Below are 20,343 nucleotides of genomic sequence, written 5' to 3'. Positions count from 1 at the left end.
AGTGGTGCCGTGGCATCATGCTGCACGCAACATATGTCCAGGAAGGAACGACGTGGCAATGTGGCCATTTGCTAAGAAAAAGGACGAGGAAGCGGAGCGAATCCAGCCGGCGCCGGCCGAGCCTGCCCGCAGCGCCGTCCACAGCAACGGTGCGCATCCCGAAATGGATGCGGACATCGATGCCCCGGATCCTATTCATGACGCAGTATCTGGTGCCAGCGGCCCCTTTGATGCGGATTCCGTAAATATTGAGGATTTCGATTTCTCCGATTTCTCTCAAGGAATTCTTAATCTCGGTAGTGTGCAAATTCCATTGCCTTTAGGCTCCGAAGTTCAGGTTGAAATGGGCGCCACTGGGCCGCGAATGCTGCACATTGTGACGCAATATGGGCGCATTACTCCCGTGGCTTTTGCCGCGCCGCGCGGCGGCGGGCAGTGGCGGGAATCCACCAAAAAGATCGCCGAGGATATGCGCGCCGAGGACTATCACGTCCGCGTGGAGCAGGGCCCGTGGGGCCGCGAGGTAGTCGGCCAATCCAAAAACGATGTGACCGTGCGCCTGGTTGGTGTCGACGGTCCGCGCTGGATGCTGCGCATGACGCTGGTCGCGCCGACCCCGCTGGCGGAAAACATGAAGACCCTCGGCCGCGAGGTCACCGCACGCACGTTCGTGAGCCGCGGCGATCAGCCGATGATGGCGGGAACCTCCTTGCCGGTGGCATTGCCCGATGTGCTGGCCAATCACGTGATGGAGGCCATGGAGCAACGCGCCCAGCAGGCGCAACAGGCTCAGCAGGCCGCCGAACAGCCGCAGCCGGAGCAGCCCCAGGAGCAGAATTCCGAACAGTTCCGCGAGCGCCTGAAGGGCGCCCAGGGTTCCGCAGATAAGGCCCCGGGTTCATTGACGCCGCAGCGCCCCGAGTCGCCGACCCCGCCGCGGGGTCCCGCCGCATCCGCGTTCCAGCAAATGAAGGCTGAACCTAGGTGACGGCTACGCAACCGGGGGGCCACGGTGAGGCTCAGGACCAAGCGCAACCTTCCTTGCTAGACCAGATGGGCGGCCTCGGGGGACTGGTTTCCTCCACGCTGCCGATCCTGGTGTTGGTGCCGGTGAATAATATGTATGGGCTGGTGCCCGCGCTGTCGGCCGCCGTGATCGTGGCGTTCGCCGTGTTCGCGTGGCGCATCGTCCGCAAGGAGAACCTGCAGCCCGCGTTTTCCGGTTTGTTTGGCGTGGCCATCGGCGCGGCCATCGCATGGGGTACCGGCTCCGCCAAAGGCTATTTCTTGTACGGCATTTGGATGTCGCTGCTATTTGCACTGGTGTTCGCTATTTCCGTGGTGGTTCGCTGGCCCGCCGTGGGCGTGATTTGGCGCGGCATTAACGGCGAAAGCATGACCTGGCGTGAGGTGCCAGCTGCCCGCAATGCGTATTCGATAGCCACCCTCGGCTGGACGCTGGTGTTTGCCGCGCGCTTCGTGGTGCAGAATTGGCTGTATCAGGATGATGCCACCACGGCATTGGCGGTGGCCCGTATCCTTATGGGCTGGCCGCTGACGGGTCTGGTGCTTTTGCTTTCCGTGTGGGCCGTCCGCAAGGCCCGCCACGCGCTCGAAGAAACGCACGAACCGGCCGCGGGCGGGCAAGCGGAATGAAGGCTGGTGACCTTGTCGAGGTAGCCGTCGAGCGCCCCGCGCATGGCGGGTTTGGCGTTGGCACTACCGCGCAGGATTCGCGCATTTGTTTGGTGCAGGGTGGGATCCCTGGCGATGTGCTTCGCGTGCGCCTTACCCGAGCCAAAAAGACGTTCTATCAGGGGGAGATTGCGGAGGTGCTGCGGCCCGCCGAGGCGCGGGTAGAGCAGCGGTGCGAGGCTGCGAAAAACGGGGCGGGATGCTGCGATTTCGGCACAGTGCACCCGGCCGCCGAGCTCGCGCTCAAGGTTTCGATTGTGCAAGACCAGTTGCGAAGGCTTGCGCGCGATGCGAAACTGCCCGACTCGGGTTGCGAGTCGCACGAACTGCCGCCGCACACCGGTTGGCGCACGCGTTGGCGGCTCGGCGTTGATTCCGAAGGCCGCGCGGGGCTCCGTCAACAAGGGGGTACCAGCGTGGTGTGGGAACACCAGTGCGTGCAGGCGCCAGACGGCTTGCTCGACGGAATCGTCGGCGCGGGGGCCCGGCGTTTTACCCCTGGTTCGGAGGTGCTCGTCGCGCTTGGCAGCGATGGGGTTCGAACGGTTTGTCAGGTCCGGAAAGCGCCCCGCGGACGCCGTTCCGAGCGCGCATACCAACACATTGAAGGCCCCGAACTAGTGTCCGAATCCGTGCTTGGCGTCAGGTACCAGCTACCCGCCGCGGCGTTCTGGCAGGCACATCGCGCCGCGCCCGCAGCGTACGTCACCCTCGCCGCCGAATGGCTCCGCTCCGCCCTCCACGGCGCCTCTGGCAGCGGCGTCGGCTGGGACCTTTACGGGGGCGTCGGGCTCTTCGTCCCGTCGCTTATCGACGCCCTGCGAACCACCACTGCGCCCAACCTCACCGCCGTACATTCGGTGGAAACCTCGCCGACGGCTGCCCGCGATGGTCGGCGCGCGCTGCGCGATCTTCCCGTGCAATTCCATCGCGCGGATGTGGCGCGCCTGGTTAGCTCGCTGCCCGCGCCGCAGGCCGTGGTGTTGGATCCGCCGCGCCAGGGCGCCGGTGCCGGCGTGATCTCGGCGGTCGCGGCGGCGGGCCCGCGGGCCGTATTGCACATTGGGTGTGACCCCGCGACATTCGCACGTGATTTCGGATACTGGTACGAACATGGATACGTATGCACGCGGCTGGCCGTGGTGAACGCCTTTCCGGGTACGCATCACAGTGAAAGCTTCGGTCTTTTCGAGCCGATTCATTTAGGATATGAGGGTCATAAGGCGGCTCTGTCAAGAAACGGCGGGTAAAATGGCCGCCATCACCGTTCATTTTGCTACCTCGTGTAAAGGTCTTTGACTCACTCCCATGGGCATTCTTCACAACATCGCTTCTCCGGCCGATCTCGCGGAGTTATCCTCCCAGCAATTAGAGGATCTAGCCGCGGAGATTCGCCATTTTTTGGTGGAGAAGGTTTCCGCCACCGGCGGTCATTTGGGGCCAAACCTTGGTGTTGTCGAGCTGACGATCGCGCTGCATCGCGTCTTCCAGTCTCCGAAAGACCCGATGATTTTTGATACCAGCCACCAGTCTTATGTGCACAAGATTCTCACCGGTCGGGCGGATGGTTTTGATACCTTGCGGCAAAAAGGCGGGCTTTCCGGCTACACCTGCCGCTCGGAAAGCGAACACGATTGGACAGAATCCAGCCACGCCTCCGCATCGCTGTCCTATGCGGACGGCCTAGCGAAAGCATTTGCGTTAACCAAGCAGACGGATCGCAAGGTAGTCGCCATTGTTGGCGACGGCGCACTGACCGGCGGCATGTGCTGGGAGGCGCTCAACAATATCGCCGCGAATCAAGACCGCAACCTTGTCATCGTGGTCAACGATAACGGCCGCAGCTATTCCCCAACCATCGGTGGCTTAGCCAATAACCTCGCCGAGCTCCGCATGCAGCCCTTCTACGACAAGGTGATGGGCCAGGGCAAAAACACGCTGAACTCCATGGGCTGGGTGGGCAAGCGCACCTTCGAAGTAATGCACGCCCTGAAAGAGGGGGTAAAATACACCGTGATCCCCACCGATTTGTTTCCGGAGCTGGGGATCAAATCTGTCGGACCCGTCGACGGCCACAACCTCAAGCAATTAGAAAACGCGTTCCGGTACGCCCGGGACTACGAGGGCCCCATCATCGTCCATGTGGTCACCGAAAAGGGCCGCGGCTACGCCCCAGCCGAAAACAATGTTGATGATCTTATGCACTCCACCGGCGTGATCAACCCCGAAACGGGCCTGCCGGTAAAGATATCCGAACCCGGTTGGACCGAGGTTTTTACCGCCGAGCTCATCGCCGCGGGGGAGCGCCGTGAGGATATCGTTGCCATTACCGCCGCCATGGCTGGGCCTACCGGTGTGGCACCTTTCGGCGAAAAGTTCCCCAAGCGTATGTTCGATGTCGGCATCGCCGAGCAGCACGCCGTCACCTCCGCCGCCGGATTGGCCCTCGGCGGCCTGCACCCCGTGGTCGCAATCTACTCCACCTTTCTCAACCGTGCGTTCGATCAATTGCTTATGGACGCCGCCCTCCTCAAGCTCCCCATGACCTTGGTACTCGACCGCGCCGGCATCACCGGCAACGACGGCGCCAGCCACAACGGTGTTTGGGATTTCGCCATCACCGGCATCATCCCCGGGATCCGCGTCGCCGCCCCACGCGATGGCGAATGCCTCAAAGAGCAATTCCGCGAAGCGCTCGAAATCACCTCCGGGCCCACCGTGATCCGATTCCCCAAGGGTGCGTTGCCGAGCCCGTTACCTGCCATCGATGCCCTCGATGACGGCGTCGATATCCTCGCTTACCAAGACGCGGACGATGCCGACGACGCTATCGACGTCCTGATCATCAGCGTCGGCGCTTTCGCACACGTGGCCGTGGCTGCGGCCGAACAATTGCGCAATTCCGGCTGCAATGTCACCGTGGTGGATCCCCGCTGGGTAGTCCCAGTGCCGCCCTCGATCCTGGCGCTGGCCGCCGACCACGATCTGGTGGTCACCCTCGAAGACGGCGTGATTCACGGCGGTGTCGGTTCGCTCGTCGGCGAAGCGCTCAACGCCGCCGAGATCGATACACCTTTGCGGCAACTCGCCGTGCCGGAGCAATTCCTAGAACACGCTTCGCGCGGGGAAGTGCTTCACGACCTCGGCCTTGATGTCGCCGGAGTGGTTTCGGCAATCGACGAGTGGGCCGATACGATCGTCGCTTCCCAGGATTCCGCCGAAAGCGTCTGATCTACAACCCGTTTTGCGCGCCAAAGCTTTATGGGAGGCGTCCGGGTGGCCGGTGTGCCTAGTGCGCGTGAGGCTTGAGGGAAAGGTCGCGCACTTCACATGAAGTTTTTTACACCAGAATCGCGATTTCGGTGTAGTTTTCATTGTTTGGGGCCGCCCAGGGCCGCCGGCGCGATATTTTTTACACAGATTTCTGGATTTTGATGTAAAAAATATCGGTAGACACCGTTCAACTCCCTGTGGGGCAATAGGTAGAGCGCAGCCGACCATGTCGGAATGGCGCATTTAGCGCAACTTGGCCATGGTTGAACAAGGGCTGCCGATTTCGGTCGCTTAGCGGGGCTCTCACGGCGTTTTCCTAATAAGATTTTGGGGAGAAAATATATCGGCCTCAACTGGTCTTGCCGAGGGTCGTGTGGTTCGATGGTTTGGCCCATGGGGTCTGCGGCAGGCTTTCGGCGAGGGCGGCACAAATCGGCCCGTCGCTGGGCTGTTGGCTCGCCATGGCGATGGGCTGCTGGCCGTGGGGATGGGTTGTGCGCTGTGCATGAAGTTTTTTACACACGAAACGCGGATTTTGTGTAATTTTCATCATCCGGGGCCGCCCAGGGCCGCCGCCGCGATATTTTTTACACAGATTTCGGGATTTTGATGTAAAAAATATCGGTAGACACCGTTCAACTCCGGCATGCAAGAAAGGCAGCGGGCAACCTATTGGGCCGGATTAACGGCATACGGCTAAGTTCCGATAAGGATAACTCACTCCAGGCCCGCAGAGGGCCTGCTACGGCGGCTCATGAAAAACTCCAAGGCGATTATGGCCCAAGCCACACTTAAGACCGAAGCTCACCAACGTGCGTGTTTTGTAAGAAGCGAAACAAAGGGGTAAGGGATGGGGGTGGCGCGACATGCCACCATGGGGGTTAGCCGCCGGGGTGGGGATCGAAGGGCCGGGGATGGCCACAAAGCACGCCGATAATCAGGTCGATTTGCCAGGGCCGGGCGCTATACGATTCGAGGACGCCAGCGATCACCTCGGCATGGCAGACGCCGTGCACCTCCACGCATTCCCAGGCGATATTGCGCAGGGAGTTCATGGAAATAATGCATTCGAGCGGGACGTTCAATTCCTCGGCGGCGGCTTCAAGGGCGCCACGGGCGGCGGTGAAAAAGGCCATGACCTGCGGATATTCCTCGTTCCAATGCTTTTGGGAGGGGAAGGGAACCGGGTTGTGGGGCGCGGGCTTGGGCCAGGATTTGGCGTCCTGTTGCAAGGCTTTGGCGGCGACGGTGCTCCACCGGGTGGCCTTGGAGTTCCTGGAGGGGATGCCGATCGCGGCCGCGGCGGCGGCGGGAGTGGTGGCCGCAGCTTGGGCCAAGGCGATCAAGTCCTTATTGCGGAGCACGCGGTTTGGCGCGATATCGCGGGCCTGGCAGATTCGGTCCCGGGTGCGCCACAGGGCGCGGGCGATGGCGAGTTGTTGCTGGGAGTGAAGCGTTCCGATGCCTTTGATGTCGCGCCAATGGTTGGTGGGCAGCGGCGTGACTAGGACGTCGCCGGTGCGGTGGTGGCGTCGCGGCGGGAAGGAGGCCAGGATATGGCGGAACTCTTGTTCGGCCCAGTCGAGTTTCTGGGTGTTATCGAGGAGTTCAATAAGCGCCTCGCCGAGCTCCAGCAGCACCTCCACGTCGAGCGCCGCGTAGATCACCCAGTCTTTGGGCAGGGGGGTGGTGGACCAATCCTCGCGGCCGTGGCCTTTGGCCAGCTCAAGGCCCAAAACGTCGCTGACTAGCCGCGCCAGGTTTGGTTGTGGGAATCCGGCGAGCCGGGCGGCTTTTTCGGTGTCTACGAGGCTGGTGGGGTAGAGGCCCAGCGCCAGCAGGGAGGGCATGTCCGACGGGGCGGAATGGATCACCCATTCCAATTTATTCAGTACCGGGCCGAGGTGTTTAGTTAAGGCTTTGCGGTTCCCTTCCGGTGCTAGCAGTAGCGTGCCGACGCCGCGCCGGCGGAGCTGGATGAGGAAGGCGCGGTCGTCGAAACGAAAGGAGCTGGCGCGTTCGGTGTCAACGGCGACGGGGCCGAACCCCTTGCTCAGACGGGTGGCCGCGTGCGCGAATTCTGCGGGAGTGGATAGCACATCGGGCAGGCCATCGGCGGGAAAACGCAAGGGGTTTGGCATGTCTGTTCAGTGTAATAGGTTCGTTTTTGGTGGGGAAGAATCGTAGCTGGGGAGTGTTCAGCATCATCCTTATCGCCGGCTGAATAGATCAAAAGTTTGACAACCCTAGGGCCCGGTCCGGTATGGTTCGTTAGGATTGCCTCCCTTTAACGGCATACACTTGGCGTCCGCACCAGATTCCAGTAAAGGAAACGTCACATGAAACTTGCCATCCGCTGCGCCGCCCTCGTTGCGGCCTCTGCGTTGGTTCTTACCGGTTGCACGAACAGCGAAGAGGATTCGCAAAACAGTGCGTCCTCCGTCGCGAGCTCGGAAAGCGGCGCCACCAGCGCCGCCGCAATGGCCAGCTATCCGCTGACCGTCGAGCACAAGCAAGGCTCCACCGAAATCAAGGCAGAGCCGGAAAAGATCGTTGTGCTCGACTACTCCGCCTTGGACTACGTTGACACCCTCGGCTTCGGCGATAAGGTCGTGGGCGTGCCCACCGCCAAGGCCGCACCGCACGTCGCCGATGATTTCAAAGACGTCAAGCAGGTCGGCTCGCTGAAGGAACCCGATATGGAGGCCATCGCTGGGCTGGACCCCGACCTGATCCTGCTGGGCTCCCGCAACGCGGAGACCTACCCGGAAATGACCAAGATCGCCCCGACGGTAGACCTTTCCTTCGACTACGAAAACCCGGTGGAAGACACCAAGAAGAACGCGCTCACCGTGGGCAAGATCTTCGGTGTTGAGGACAAGGCGCAAAAGGAAGTCGACGCGCTTGACGCCAAGTTCGACGAGGTGAAGAAGAAGGTCACCGACGCGAACGTGAACGCCCTGATCGTTATGACCAACGGCGGCGAACTCTCCGCCTACGGCGAGACCTCCCGTTTCGCACTGATTCACGATCTCGGCTACAAGCCCGCCGCCGAGGTGAAGATGGACGGCCGCCACGGCGAGGCCATCTCCTTCGAATATGTGGCCAAGGCCAACCCCGACTACATTTTCGTGATCGACCGCGACGCCGCGACCGGCTCCGGCGGCAATACCGCCAAGGCGACCCTGGACAACGAGCTGATCAAGGGCACCAATGCCGCCAAGAACGATCACATCGTGTACCTGGATTCCTCGGATTGGTACCTGGTGGGCTCCGGCATCACCACCTTTGGCAATATGATTGATGCGGTCGGTAACGCGCTCTAAGTCTCGATGCGCGCACGTTCGTATTATTGGTTACCGCTGGCATTCGTGGCACTCGCCGCGATGTCGGCGGTAAGCCTGTTTATAGGGGTAGCGGACACCGGTGGGGACGTGGTGCTGATCTCACGCATCCCGCGCACCGTGGCCATTCTGCTATCCGGAGCCACCATCGCCGTGGCCGGCCTACTCATGCAATTATTGGCGCGCAATAGGTTTGTGGAGCCTTCGACCGTGGGCACCACCGAGGCCGCCGCCCTCGGCCTGCTCTTGATCACGCTGTTCTACCCGGATTCCCCGGTGTGGATGAAAATGGTGTGCGCCTCCATCGCGGCATTGTGTGGCACCGCATTGTTCCTTACCGCAGTGCGTGGCGTGCCCAATCCCGGCGGGTTTACCGTCCCGCTGATCGGCATTATGTTCGGCGGCGTGATCGGGGCCGTGGCCACGTTTTTGGCGTACCAATACGATCTGCTGCAATCTCTTGGGGCGTGGCAGCTGGGATCGTATGCGGGCGTGTTGCGCGGGCGCTACGAGCTCTTGTGGCTCATTGGAACCCTCGTGGTGGTGGCGTATATTGCGGCCGACCGGTTTACCATCCTCGGGCTGGGCCGCAGTTACGCCATCAATGCCGGCATTAACGCCAAGGCCGTGGAGAACCTCGGGTTGATTATCGTCGCGGTGGTGTCCGCGGTGGTGGTCACCGTGGTGGGCGCGATCCCATTCCTCGGCCTCGTGGTGCCGAACATAACGTCGATGATCATGGGGGACAATACCCGCCGTTCGCTCCCATGGGTGGCCGTGATCGGGGCCGGTTTGTGCATGTTCTGCGATATCCTCGGCCGGTTGATCCGCTATCCATTCGAAATTCCGGTCGGAACGATGATGGGCGTTGTCGGCGCCGGAATCTTCCTTGTGATGCTGCTAAGGAGGAACGCCCGTGGGTAGCCTCGCGCAAGCCGCGGCCCGCCGCCGCACCCTGATCACCTGGTTCTTGATCGTATTAGCGCTGGCCGCCTCCGCGCTGTTTGTCCTGTACGATCTGCCCAGGGCCTGGCAATTCGTGATCGAGCGCCGCATTATCACCGTCGTCGGGCTGAGCGTGGTGGGCATCGCCATCGGCGCGTCCACCGTGGCGTTTCAGACCATTACGGCCAATAAGATCCTGACGCCTTCGCTGATGGGTTTCGACGCAATGTTCGTGCTCATCCAAACCGTCATCGTCTTTGTGTTCGGCACCGTGCTCTTTAATAGTGCCGATTCCTTGGTGCTGTTCGCCATCAATAGCTGCCTGATGCTGGGCCTATCGTTGCTGCTATTTGGCGTGGTCTTCGCCGGTGGGCGCATGTCTTTGGACTTGCTTTTGCTGGTGGGCATCGTGGTCGGCGTATTGTTCCGTTCGCTTTCCTCACTGCTCGCACGCATGATCGATCCCGGCGAGTACCAGGTGCTGCAAGACCGGTTCTTTGCCACCTTTTCCTTTATCGACGTCCGCCTGCTCATCCTGAGCGCCATCCTGATTATTGCGGTGGTCGCCGCCATCTGGGCGCGCCGCCGCACCCTCGATGTGATCCTGCTCGGCCGCGAGCCCGCGATCAGCCTGGGGGTGAACTACCGCCGCGAGGTGATCCTGATCCTGGTGGCCTGCTCGCTGCTGGTGTCCGCGTCGACGGCCCTGGTTGGCCCGGTCACGTTTTTCGGCTTGATCGTGGCCAACCTCGCCTATGTGCTGGTTCGAACAGACCGTCATGCGTGGACCATTCCGGCGGCCAGCGCCCTGGGCATGCTGTCCCTTGTGGCGGGCCAATGGATTCTCGGCAAAGTGTTCGCATTCAATACCTCGCTATCCGTCATTATCGAATTCCTGGGCGGACTATTGTTCCTCTACCTGCTGCTCAGCAAGAAAGGCATGAGCCGGTGATAAGCATCAAAAACGTGAGCAAGGCCTACGATGGCACCACCGTGGTCAATGACGTCTCGCTCGACATCCCCCGCGGCGGCGTTATCAGCGTCATCGGGCCCAACGGTGCCGGCAAATCCACCCTGCTCAGCATTGTTGCCCGGCTTCTCGACGCCGATTCAGGCACCGTCACCGTCGACGGCCAGGACGTCACCACCACCAAGTCCAAGGATTTGGCGCAGATCATGGCAGTACTGCGCCAAGAAAACCGGATAGCCGTGCGTCTCACCGTGCGCGAACTCGTGGAATTTGGCAGGTTCCCGCACTCCGGCGGCCGGCTCACCCCCGAATGCCAAGAAGCCGTCACGCGGGCGATGCAATACCTCGACCTGGAAAAATACGCCGACCGCGCCCTCGACGAGCTTTCCGGCGGGCAACGCCAACGCGCCTTCGTGGCCATGGTGCTCGCCCAAGAAACGGAGTATGTGCTGCTCGACGAGCCGCTCAATAACCTGGACATCAAGCATTCGCTCGCCATGATGCGATTGCTGCGCCGCGCCGCCGACGAACTCGGCCGCACCGTGGTGATTGTTATCCACGACATCAACTACGCCGCCGCTTTTTCCGACCGCATCGTGGCCATGAAACGCGGCAGCCTGGTACACAGCTGCACCCCCAAAGAATTCATGACCGCCGAAAACCTCGAAGCACTCTACGATGTAGAAATGCGCGTCATGGATGTCGACGGCCGTCCAATGGCGGTTTACTTCTAAGCACCCGCCGTGTGCCCTGCCGCGGCGAGGGTGAAAGGTGGCGTGGGGTACGGGTGGGCGTCGATAAGCGGGCGGCTAACGCCGCAACTCCGTAACGCCCACTGGGGGCAGCCCCGCGGCATTCGCCAGCACTTTCGCAAAGGCCTGGACGTGGGGGGTCAGGTGCTCCTCCGACGCCGTCCACGACGCGCGCAACTCCAACTGGAACGCGCGCGGCGGGCCCCCAATATCGCCGAAACGCACCGAAGCCGTCGACGTCACGGTGCCCGCCATGTTCGTGTAATCCGCACGCGAATACGCCAAACTCTCCTGCAACCAATCCCACACAACCTCCGGCAGCAGCGGGTCATTGGCAACCGAAGCGTCCATATCCGCCTGGATATACGCGACGAGCCGAAACGCCCCCTCCCAGCCGTCCTCGGAACGCGGATCATGCAAGAGAATCAAACGCCCGAACGCATCGCCATCAATCACCTCACTATCAACCTCAAGGCCAATGGCATGGCTCAACGGGGCGAGCCGCTGCGGAGGTCGGATTGTACCCAGCGAAATCTCAGGACGCAGCACCGCAGAATGCATAGACTCGACGGCGTCGCGGAACAACTGAGGCGCATTTTCGGCCGCAATCGAGCTCGTGGATTCGGGACGTAATGTGGCATCTGAGTCGGTCACAAGGACAAAACATACTCGTCAAACTCTACGGGGGTGCGGAGGCGCGCCGGTACCCCTGGCCACAATCCTACGAATCATGGATAGAATAACCCGTAGAAAAGTTGGGATCACGGGTGATACCAGCATGTATGCCATCTGAAGAGAGGTTAAGAGCAACATGACCAAAAAGATCGATTTTGCAAAGCTCAATAGTGTTCAGCAGTACACCCAGTGGGTTGTTTTCCGCATCAACGCAGGAACACTCGGCGACGAACGAGACGAAACCATTGCCGAAGCCCGCGCATTCTTTGCCAAACTCGACGCGGACCCCAATATCACCGTGCGTGGCATCTACGATATCTCCGGCATCAGCTACGATGCCGACTACATGATCTGGTGGCACGCCGAAGAAATCGTAGACCTCCAACGCGTATACAACGAATTCCGCCGCACCACCGTGCTGGGCAAATGCTCCGAAACCTCCTGGAGCGGGACCGCGCTGCACCGGCCGGCCGAGTTCAATAAATCGCACCTGCCGTCCTTTATCATGGGCGAAGAACCCGGCGCCTGGATCACCGTTTACCCATTCGTGCGTTCGTACGACTGGTACCTGATGGACGAAAAAGACCGCCGCCGAATCCTCGCCGAACACGGTCGCGCCGGACGCGACTTCCCGGACGTGCGGGCCAACACGGTGCAAGCGTTTGCCCTTGGCGATTTCGAATGGATCCTAGCGTTCGAAGCGCCCGAATTGCACCGCAACGTCGACCTGATGCACCGGATGCGCCACACGGAAGCGCGCCTGCATGTCCGCGAAGAAATCCCATTCTTTAGCGGCCGGCGCGTTGCTGATATCGCCGAGATTATTGAAGTTCTGCCTTAGGGGGTTGCGGGGGATCGGGGGGTGTTGGGGGAGATTTGGTTCGGGTGGGGCGCGTCTGGGATATGGCTTGGTTGGGGTGCGTTTGGGCCTAGCCTCGGGTAGGTTGTGGGCAACCCATCGGCGGTGTGATTTGGAGGGTTGGAGCGGCTGTTGGGCTTCGCGCTCAGGCAGATTCGACATGCAGGCCGTCGGTTGGTGGTGTTTCCGCAGGACGCCGAACTTGCCGTGTCAGATCTGCCTGAGGCAGATGTGGCGGGGCCGATGGTTCGAGAAAGTTCGAACCTGATCGTCTGGGAAGCTCCGCTGGGTCCTGCCTGCCGATAGGTTGTGTGCAGCCGTTGACCTGCGATCGTCCGGGATTTCTTCATTGGGCGCCTTAACGAAGAATAAAAAGACCATTTGCAGCGTTTTTGGGCCAGATTCGTCCGGAATTTCTTCGTAAGGGCCCCAAATGAAGAACAGAAAGACGGGCCCAGGTCGGCGGTTGCGCACAACCCTTCTGCAACCTTGGTGGTGGCACACAACCTATTGCCGCCGGGGTGGTTGTGCGCAACCTATCGGTGGTGAAGTGACTTGAGGGCCGAAATCGGCCGACGATGCTCCGCGCTCAGGCAGATTCGACATGCCGACCGCTGCGCGGCGGTGTTTCCGCAGGACGCCGAACTCGCCGTGTCAGATCTGCCTGAGGCAGATGTGGCGGGGCCGATGGTGCGGGAAGATTCGACCTTGCATGTGTGGAACGGCCTTGCCAACAGCTTGCCCTGATAGGTTGTGTGCAGCCGTTGACCTGCGATCGTCCGGGATTTCTTCATTAGGGTGGTCAACGAAGAATAAAAAGACGATTTGCAGCGTTTTTGGCCCAGATTCGTCCGGAATTTCTTCGTAAGACCCCCAAATGAAGAATAGAAAGACCAGCCCAGGTCAGCGGTTGCGCACAACCCATCGGCGACCTAGGCTGTTGCGCACAACCTATCAAGCACCCATCAAGCACACCATTGCAGCGCGCTAAGCCTTGGCGAAAACGCCCGCGCAATTAGGTTGCTCGCTAGCTTTCTGAATCTGCGGGTGCAAAGCTGAGGCTGATGGAGTTGATGCAGTACCGGAGGTCGGTAGGCGTGTCGTATCCTTCGCCTGCAAAAACGTGGCCGAGGTGGGATTCGCAATTCGCGCAGATTACTTCGGTGCGCACCATGCCGTGGGATTTGTCCACGCGTTCGATGATTCGATCGCCCGCCAGCGGGGAGAAGAAGGACGGCCACCCGCAGTGTGAGTCGAATTTCTGGTTGGAGCGGAAGAGTTCCGTGTTGCAGGCGCGGCACGAGTAGATTCCCTCGGCCTTGTGGTTGGTGAATTCTCCCTTGAAAGGCGCTTCGGTGCCGGCTTGGCGGAGTACTCGGTATTCTTCGGCGTTGAGGCGTTGCCGCCATTCGGCGTCGGAAATCAACCTGAAATCGGTCATGAAAAACTCCATTGTGAAAACTCGGGTGAAACTCGGGTCTAGGGTTACAAACCTGCGCTTACGGCCAGCGCGCACCGTTCTGGCCTGACAGTCAAACCCAGCGCATCGGCTCAAGGCAGGTTCGTCACTGTTAACCAGTTTTGGGCCGAGTCCATTCCCGGCGCAGCCAGAGGACGGAGAATACGCAGGTGACTATCAGGATTGTTCCCCAGCCGAAGGTGCCGCGGAAGAGGTCGATCCAGCGGCCGTAGATTTGGTAGTCTTCCCAGGCCCAGAGCGCGGGGGAGTAGAAGCAGAATACCGCCAGCCACGATAGCCATGAGTGCATGATGGAGCGCTTGAGTAGCACGGTAAACACCAGTGGGAACAGCAGCATGGAGTAGTACATTTGTCCTAATGAGGACAGGAAGAACACGCCCGTGAGTAGCAAACTCGACGTGGTACACGCCCAGAACAAAGGTTCGGTGTGGCGGTAGCGCAGCAGGATGCACAAGGCCACGATAATGGCGAGCGCGAACAGCACAAACCAAAGGTTTTTCTGCCAGGTGGGCATGCCGAAGTAGACGGCGGCACCGGGCAGCGAGCTATTGGCGTAGTCGCGGACTTCCCTGAGATAGGGCATGGTGCGCGTGACGTAGTCGCCGGCGTGGGGGATAGCCGGCCAGGCGATGGCGTTGACCGCCGCGGGCACGAGCATCCCGATCCCCACCGTGGACCATTGGAAGCGCACGAACGGCAGGAACAGTAGCGGCGCGAACAGGGGTTTGATCAATATGGCCACGCCCAGTATTACCCCGGCGGCGATATTGTGCTGATTCAGCAGCGCCCACAGGAATCCAACCAACGCCAGCAACAGCAGGCCGTTGATATTGGAGAACACCAGGGTGTTTTGCACGGCTTCCGTGGAGAACGCGGCGAGCAGCGAGGCGGGCCACACCAGCGAGCGCAGGCTGTAGCCGAACATGCGGGTGAGCAGCCCGAGCGCCGCAACGATGGCGATCGCGTTGCACAGCACGAAAACTACGCGCGCGGTGGTGAAGTCGGAAATCAATCCGAGGGGGTAAAGCAGCAGCGTGGCACCGGGGTTATATAGGTAGTGGGGGTCCACATAGAAGTAGGTTTCGTTGTATACCGATACCCCTTCGATGGCCCGCCGGATGGCGTAGTAGACGGTGGAGAAATCGTCGGTGACATTGCCGTTTACGGCCCGCACGGCCAGCACGTGGAGCATGGTCAACACGGTGAACGGCCAGAAGATGGAATTCCCAACGCGGTCCCACCTGGTGCGGCGGGGCGGCCCTTGGGGCTCGGGCGCCGCTGGGGGGCTGGATACCCACGCATGGTTAAGCTTGTCAATGAGTTGGGAAGTCACTGCTTCACCCTATCGAACTGATAGCGGGCGTAGGGGACTACACCCCGAAAAATAATAGAAAGCCCCGAGGTTATCAGGGCTTTCTCATGTTGAGCGGATGACGAGACTCGAACTCGCGACCCTCACCTTGGCAAGGTGATGCGCTACCAACTGCGCTACATCCGCATACGCACCATAGTTTTCGGAGCCGGTGCGGAACTCCGGTGCGCGATACTGGGATTGAACCAGTGACCTCTTCCGTGTCAGGGAAGCGCTCTCCCGCTGAGCTAAACGCGCGGGGCGAGGTTTCGCATCGCACCCCAATGGCGCGATAGAAACTTTGAGCGGATGACGAGACTCGAACTCGCGACCCTCACCTTGGCAAGGTGATGCGCTACCAACTGCGCTACATCCGCATACACACCATAGTTTTCAGAGCCGGTGCAGAACTCCAGTGCGCGATACTGGGATTGAACCAGTGACCTCTTCCGTGTCAGGGAAGCGCTCTCCCGCTGAGCTAAACGCGCTAGCAAGCGAGGTGGAAACGGGAATCGAACCCGTGTGCACGGTTTTGCAGACCGTTGCCTCACCACTCGGCCATTCCACCGTGGCGTTACCGCCTCAGGTACGCAAAGTGTACCAGAGCGGATGACGAGACTCGAACTCGCGACCCTCACCTTGGCAAGGTGATGCGCTACCAACTGCGCTACATCCGCTTTCCACAACCCCAGCCGGCAAGGAACCCGCTGTGCTTGTGCGAGAAAAACATTAGCCGCCGCCGGGGAAAATGCCAAATGCCCAGCTCAGCCACGAGTTACCGAATCGACGGCCGCCGTAAGTGGCGCGGACGGTGGGCGCGGACGCTAGCGGGCAGGGCGCGGCGTCGATAAGCGGGGTGGGGGTGAGGGGCGTGACCTGCGGATTGGACCTGGCGGCGCTGCGTGTGTTAACTTCCTTCTCAGCACAAAATGGTCCCATAGCTCAGTGGGAGAGCGTTCCGTTCACACCGGAAAGGTCGCTGGTTCAATCCCAGCTGGGACCACTGTTTATAGCTCACCTTAGGGTGGGCTTTTTTGCTTTTCGACGCCGCGACCATAACCCCCGCGCGCGGCTTCGGCGTGGTACCGGGGCCATCGTTTGGGGAGTAGGCTGGAGTCCGCGCGTCGACGATGTTTTGCCGGGGTGCGTATGGTTTTTCAACCCCGGGAACTTTTTCGCCGTTGTGTACGACTACTCAATGTTGTCGATGTCACCCTGCGTCTTGGGGTGCCAGCGCAGCTGCAGTGGAAAGAGGTTTTTGTGGCGTTAGGAAAAATCGCGGCGTTGTGTGCTGCCGCGCTGATCATGAGTGCGGTGCCCGTAGCTTCGGCCCACGACGTGGTCATTTCCTCCGATCCCGCGGACGGGTCCACGGTGGCCGAATTTCCGCGGCGAATCTCGTTGGAGTTTTCCGGGATTCCGCAGGAAACCTTTAATACCATTGCGGTGAGCGATGCGGATACCTCCGAAATTTTATTGCGCACCGAGCCGGAATTGGATCAACAGTTCGTTTCGGTGGATATTCCGGAGGATATTCAGCCGGGGCCCGGAAACTATATTGTGGGCTTTCAGATTACGTCTTCGGATGGACATGCGACGCGCGGCAAAACCACCTTTAGCGTGGGGGATGCGACAACACAACCGTCAGAAACTACCGACACCGCCGTCGCCCCCGAGGAGCCGGAGCCAAGCATGCTCGGCTGGTACCTCGGTGGGGCGCTATTTGTGATCATCGCCGCCGGTGCGGCCTATGTGTTTTTCCAACGAAAGTGAGTGTATACATGACTTCTCGCCACGTATCCCGTGTAGGTATTACCGTCGTTGCCGCAGCAGCGCTAGCCCTAGCCGGATGCACGAACTCCGCCGAAGACCAGGCCACGAGCGCTTCTTCGGCGATGAGCTCCGCGACCTCCGCAATGGAATCCAGCTCGTCCGCGGCGATGGCCTCGGACGCGCAGGTGGAACTCCGCGACGGCTTTGTCAAGGCCAAGCCCGCGGACAAGCCGATGACCGCGATATTTGGCACCCTGGCAAACAATGGGGACAAGGACATTACCGTGGAATCGTTTAGCTCCTCGTTGTCTGGGGTGGGCAAATACGAAATCCACGAAACCGTGGACGGCACCATGCGCATGAAGGAAGGCGGCATTGTGATCCCGGCGGGCGGCACGTACGAGCTTAAGCCCGGTGGGGATCACCTGATGCTCATGGATATCGCCGATGCGATCGAGGCCGGGGATACCGTGGACCTGATGCTCAAGACCGCCGATGGTGAGGAAGTTACGATCAAGGACCTTCCGGTGCGTACCATTGGTTCTGGGGAAGAGGACTACGGCAGCGACGGTAGCGTGCAGGGCAACAGTGGCATGGACCATATGGAGCATTCCGAGTCGAATTCCCACGACGGTCACAACCATTAGTAACACAGATACGTAAGGACCCCGTGTTCACATGGATCAGCAAGATCTGTCCAAATTCACTGTAAGTCGTCGAGGTTTTCTCACAGGTCTTTCCACCGCCGCGGCGGGGAGCGTATTCGCCGCCGGCCCGGCCGCAGGCTCCGCAGCCCAGCCGGCATCGGAAGACACCCCAGCAGCAAACCTAAGAAACGAAAGACATGAATTCACGGGTGTCCACCAGGCCGGGATCGCCACGCCCGGCCAAGCGCACCTCAACCTCGTGGCATTCACCGTGCGCAACGGCATCGATGCGGCGGGCGTGCAACGCCTATTGCGGTTATGGACCGAAGACGCCGAGCGGCTCACCCAAGGGCAAACCCCGTTGGGCGACCTAGAGCCGGAAATGGTGATCACGCCCGCCAACCTCACCATTACCTGCGGGTTCGGGGCGCGCCTCTTTGACATCATTGGGAAAACCGATAAGCGGCCCGCATGGTTGGGGCCGCTGCCGAAATTCTCCCGCGACGAACTGCAAAACGAGTGGGGCGAGGCGGACATCGTATTACAGCTGTGCTGCGATGACCCACTGACCTTGGCGCACGCCACCCGGCACATGATCCGCTCCGGGATTGACTACGCCGCCACGAAGTGGTTGCAGCAGGGCTTCCTCCACGCCGCCGGCGGGTTGGAAGAAGGGGAGACGCCGCGCAATCTCTTCGGGCTGAAAGACGGCACGATTAACCCGCATTCCGATACGGAATACGACGATATCGTGTGGATCGACGAAGGCCCCAAGTGGTCGCACGGCGGCACCTGCATGGTGGTGCGCAGGATCAGCATGAACATGGATACTTGGGAGATTCTGGATCGCGGCTCCCGGGAGATCGCATTCGGCCGCAAATTGGATAGCGGGGCGCCGCTCTCCGGTGGCGACGAGTTTACCGCCGCCGATTTTGACAAATCTGATGACCTCGGGCTGCCCATGATCGACCCGCTCAGCCATATGGCACGCTCCGCGCCGCCCGAGGACGAGCCGAACCAGAAGCTGCGGCGGCGGGCCTATAACTATGACCTCCCGCCGGACCCCGGTTCGGAAGTAAGTTCGAATTCCGGGTTGGTGTTTATCTGCTTCCAGAAAGACCCGCTCAAGCAATTCGTGCCGATTCAGGAGCGCTTGGACGAGGCCGATCGCCTGAACCAGTGGATCATCCACATCGGATCCGCCGTGTTCTACTGCCCGCCAGGCGTGGGCGAAGGGCGCGATAAATACTGGGGAGCCGGGCTTTTCGAGGCGTAAGCGGTGGCGGGGGTTTTGGTGGGATCCGCGCGGGTGCCGCGAGCCGTGATCGGGGGGTCGGGGTGGGCTGTGAGCCGTGAACGGGGGGCAGGTTGTGGGGTGGGCTGTGAGCCGTGAACGGGCGGGGTCGGGGGCGGGTTTTCGGCGGAACGGTATGTAGGTATGCCTTACCTAGTGTAGTGTTACATTCACAACTGTATTCGACTTGATGCGGTGCCGTGTATCCCGTGCCCGCTAAGGATCAATTGAGGTGAGGCACATGGAATCGCTGCCCGAAAACGCACCGCGCAGGTTCGCGGATGGTGGCCCCGGATGGAATGGTGTTTCCACAGTTCAGCGGTATTTTTCCCGCAAACGCCTCGTGCAGGCAGTCGGTGCAGTGTTGGCGCTCGGGGCTTCCATCGCGATCCTGTTTGTGCCTTCCTATGCTGTAGTGGAGACGAACTCTTACGGAGATCGCGTAGTTACCGCCGCAACCGTGCTGACTGTGGAGGGGTTAGTTACCCTGCTGATCGTCGCCATACCGGTGCTGTTTGCCTCGCTCCCGCTCGCCGCACGTGGGCGTTATTGGCACCCGACCTCAATCCTTGCCGCTATCTTGTTGGTTTCATTTGCCTTGATTTCCTCGTTCACTATCGGCATGTACTACATTCCAGCCGTTGTGGCGTTGCTCGCGGCGGTGTTAATGCGTCCTAGGGCCGCTTGAATGGTGCGGCCTAGCGGGGCCGCTTGAATGGTGCGGCCTAGTGGGGCCGCCGTACAGGTCATGGTCGTGTGAATCAGGACTAGGCGACGGGTTTATTTCGCGAAAGTTCTAGCCTCATCGTCTGGGTGCCTTGTGCCAGGGAAGCTCCGCCAGCCATTGGTTGCCGGTAGGTTGTGTGCAGCTCCGGATAGGTTGCGCGCGAGCGTTGACCTGCGATCGTCCGGAATTTCTTCATTGGGGTGGTCAACGAAGAATGGAAAGACGCGCTGCGGCGTTTTTGGCCCAGATTCGTCCGGAATTTCTTCGTAAGGTCCCCGAATGAAGAATAGAAAGACGAGCCCAGGTCAGCGGTTGCGCGCTACCCATCGGCGACCTAGGTGGTGGTGCACAACCTATTGCCGCTGGGTTGACCTGGGGTCGAAATCGGCCAATGGGTTTCCGCGCTCAGGCAGATTCGACACACCGACCGCCGCGCGGCGGTGTTTCCGCAGGAGGCCGAACCCGCCGCGTTAGATCTGCCTGAGGCAGATGTGGCGGGGCCGATGGTGCGGGAAGATTCGACCTTGCATGTGTGGAACGGCCTTGCCAACAGCTTGC

Annotated in this window: 18 protein-coding genes and 7 tRNA genes; 14 read left to right on the top strand and 11 right to left on the bottom strand. The window is 60.6% G+C overall.

Annotated features, from left to right (window positions below; translation table 11 throughout):
* Positions 1 to 52 precede the first annotated feature (52 nt).
* From CCANI_RS08025 to dxs, 4 genes are all read left to right on the top strand, one after another.
* Complete coding sequence (locus CCANI_RS08025) at positions 53 to 988, top strand: DUF3710 domain-containing protein (RefSeq protein WP_425457341.1); 936 nt, start codon at positions 53 to 55, stop codon at positions 986 to 988.
* A gap of 65 nt (positions 989 to 1,053) precedes the next feature.
* Positions 1,054 to 1,656 carry a DUF3159 domain-containing protein gene (locus tag CCANI_RS08020; RefSeq protein ID WP_146324586.1) on the top strand — a complete coding sequence of 201 codons (603 nt, stop codon included), beginning with the start codon at positions 1,054 to 1,056 and terminating at the stop codon, positions 1,654 to 1,656.
* The gene (locus CCANI_RS08015; protein WP_146324576.1) at positions 1,653 to 2,945 is read left to right on the top strand and encodes a class I SAM-dependent RNA methyltransferase; all 1,293 of its coding nucleotides are present in this window, start codon (positions 1,653 to 1,655) and stop codon (positions 2,943 to 2,945) included. Before CCANI_RS08020 ends, CCANI_RS08015 begins: the two co-directional genes overlap by 4 nt.
* Before the next feature lie 58 nt (positions 2,946 to 3,003).
* Positions 3,004 to 4,926: a 1-deoxy-D-xylulose-5-phosphate synthase gene (gene dxs, locus CCANI_RS08010; protein ID WP_146324575.1), complete on the top strand. Its 1,923-nt coding sequence runs from the start codon at positions 3,004 to 3,006 to the stop codon at positions 4,924 to 4,926.
* A gap of 923 nt (positions 4,927 to 5,849) precedes the next feature.
* Here dxs and CCANI_RS08005 read toward each other — a convergent pair.
* Positions 5,850 to 7,109: an HRDC domain-containing protein gene (locus tag CCANI_RS08005; protein WP_146324574.1), complete on the bottom strand. Its 1,260-nt coding sequence runs from the start codon at positions 7,107 to 7,109 to the stop codon at positions 5,850 to 5,852.
* A 198-nt stretch (positions 7,110 to 7,307) separates the two neighbouring features.
* Here CCANI_RS08005 and CCANI_RS08000 point away from each other — a divergent pair, with 198 nt between their 5' ends.
* The 4 genes from CCANI_RS08000 to CCANI_RS07985 are packed head-to-tail and all read left to right on the top strand — an operon-like array spanning position 7,308 to position 10,961.
* Entirely contained in the window at positions 7,308 to 8,294 is a 987-nt protein-coding gene (locus CCANI_RS08000) for a siderophore ABC transporter substrate-binding protein (protein ID WP_146324573.1), read from the top strand.
* A gap of 6 nt (positions 8,295 to 8,300) precedes the next feature.
* Positions 8,301 to 9,236: an ABC transporter permease gene (locus CCANI_RS07995; protein ID WP_146324572.1), complete on the top strand. Its 936-nt coding sequence runs from the start codon at positions 8,301 to 8,303 to the stop codon at positions 9,234 to 9,236.
* Complete coding sequence (locus CCANI_RS07990) at positions 9,229 to 10,209, top strand: iron chelate uptake ABC transporter family permease subunit (protein ID WP_146324571.1); 981 nt, start codon at positions 9,229 to 9,231, stop codon at positions 10,207 to 10,209. Before CCANI_RS07995 ends, CCANI_RS07990 begins: the two co-directional genes overlap by 8 nt.
* Entirely contained in the window at positions 10,206 to 10,961 is a 756-nt protein-coding gene (locus CCANI_RS07985; RefSeq protein ID WP_146324570.1) for an iron ABC transporter ATP-binding protein, read from the top strand. The genes CCANI_RS07990 and CCANI_RS07985 overlap by 4 nt, the downstream gene beginning before the upstream one ends.
* Before the next feature lie 75 nt (positions 10,962 to 11,036).
* Here CCANI_RS07985 and CCANI_RS07980 read toward each other — a convergent pair whose 3' ends face one another.
* The gene (locus CCANI_RS07980; RefSeq protein ID WP_146324569.1) at positions 11,037 to 11,633 is read right to left on the bottom strand and encodes a DUF3000 domain-containing protein; all 597 of its coding nucleotides are present in this window, start codon (positions 11,631 to 11,633) and stop codon (positions 11,037 to 11,039) included.
* A 157-nt stretch (positions 11,634 to 11,790) separates the two neighbouring features.
* On the opposite strand from CCANI_RS07980, the gene hemQ reads away from it, so the two are divergent.
* Complete coding sequence (gene hemQ, locus CCANI_RS07975; RefSeq protein WP_146324568.1) at positions 11,791 to 12,495, top strand: hydrogen peroxide-dependent heme synthase; 705 nt, start codon at positions 11,791 to 11,793, stop codon at positions 12,493 to 12,495.
* Between the two features lie 1,045 nt (positions 12,496 to 13,540).
* Here hemQ and msrB read toward each other — a convergent pair.
* From msrB to CCANI_RS07930, 9 genes are all read right to left on the bottom strand, one after another.
* Entirely contained in the window at positions 13,541 to 13,954 is a 414-nt protein-coding gene (gene msrB, locus CCANI_RS07970; RefSeq protein WP_146324567.1) for a peptide-methionine (R)-S-oxide reductase MsrB, read from the bottom strand.
* Between the two features lie 130 nt (positions 13,955 to 14,084).
* Positions 14,085 to 15,326, bottom strand: a complete 1,242-nt coding sequence (locus CCANI_RS07965) for a glycosyltransferase family 87 protein (protein WP_186750270.1) — start codon at positions 15,324 to 15,326, stop codon at positions 14,085 to 14,087.
* A 92-nt stretch (positions 15,327 to 15,418) separates the two neighbouring features.
* Positions 15,419 to 15,491 (bottom strand) — tRNA-Gly (locus CCANI_RS07960).
* 39 nt (positions 15,492 to 15,530) lie between these two features.
* Positions 15,531 to 15,602: transfer RNA gene (locus CCANI_RS07955), tRNA-Val, on the bottom strand.
* 46 nt (positions 15,603 to 15,648) lie between these two features.
* Positions 15,649 to 15,721: transfer RNA gene (locus tag CCANI_RS07950), tRNA-Gly, on the bottom strand.
* A gap of 39 nt (positions 15,722 to 15,760) precedes the next feature.
* Positions 15,761 to 15,832: transfer RNA gene (locus CCANI_RS07945), tRNA-Val, on the bottom strand.
* Between the two features lie 9 nt (positions 15,833 to 15,841).
* A tRNA-Cys gene (locus CCANI_RS07940) sits at positions 15,842 to 15,912 on the bottom strand.
* 36 nt (positions 15,913 to 15,948) lie between these two features.
* A tRNA-Gly gene (locus CCANI_RS07935) sits at positions 15,949 to 16,021 on the bottom strand.
* A gap of 52 nt (positions 16,022 to 16,073) precedes the next feature.
* The gene (locus CCANI_RS07930) at positions 16,074 to 16,283 is read right to left on the bottom strand and encodes a hypothetical protein (RefSeq protein WP_146324566.1); all 210 of its coding nucleotides are present in this window, start codon (positions 16,281 to 16,283) and stop codon (positions 16,074 to 16,076) included.
* Here CCANI_RS07930 and CCANI_RS07925 point away from each other — a divergent pair.
* The 5 genes from CCANI_RS07925 (at position 16,276) to CCANI_RS07905 (ending at position 19,746) form a co-directional block, all read left to right on the top strand.
* Positions 16,276 to 16,347, top strand: a tRNA-Val gene (locus CCANI_RS07925). The two genes, CCANI_RS07930 and CCANI_RS07925, sit on opposite strands and share 8 nt — an antisense overlap.
* 146 nt (positions 16,348 to 16,493) lie before the next feature.
* Positions 16,494 to 17,117, top strand: coding sequence for a copper resistance CopC family protein (locus tag CCANI_RS07920; RefSeq protein ID WP_186750268.1), 624 nt, complete (start codon positions 16,494 to 16,496; stop codon positions 17,115 to 17,117).
* An 8-nt stretch (positions 17,118 to 17,125) separates the two neighbouring features.
* Positions 17,126 to 17,764 (top strand): copper chaperone PCu(A)C, encoded by a 639-nt coding sequence (locus CCANI_RS07915; RefSeq protein ID WP_146324565.1) that lies wholly within the window; start codon positions 17,126 to 17,128, stop codon positions 17,762 to 17,764.
* Between the two features lie 31 nt (positions 17,765 to 17,795).
* On the top strand, positions 17,796 to 19,040 hold the full coding sequence (locus tag CCANI_RS07910; protein ID WP_146324564.1) for a Dyp-type peroxidase: 1,245 nt from the start codon (positions 17,796 to 17,798) through the stop codon (positions 19,038 to 19,040).
* A 259-nt stretch (positions 19,041 to 19,299) separates the two neighbouring features.
* On the top strand, positions 19,300 to 19,746 hold the full coding sequence (locus CCANI_RS07905) for a hypothetical protein (protein ID WP_146324563.1): 447 nt from the start codon (positions 19,300 to 19,302) through the stop codon (positions 19,744 to 19,746).
* The last annotated feature ends 597 nt before the right edge of the window (positions 19,747 to 20,343 follow it).

Origin of the sequence: Corynebacterium canis (genome assembly GCF_030408595.1) — a bacterium.
GTDB classification, from domain to species: Bacteria; Actinomycetota; Actinomycetes; order Mycobacteriales; family Mycobacteriaceae; genus Corynebacterium; species Corynebacterium canis.
Note: the sequence above shows the minus strand (reverse complement) of the source record. Positions and strands in the feature narration are given on the sequence as shown.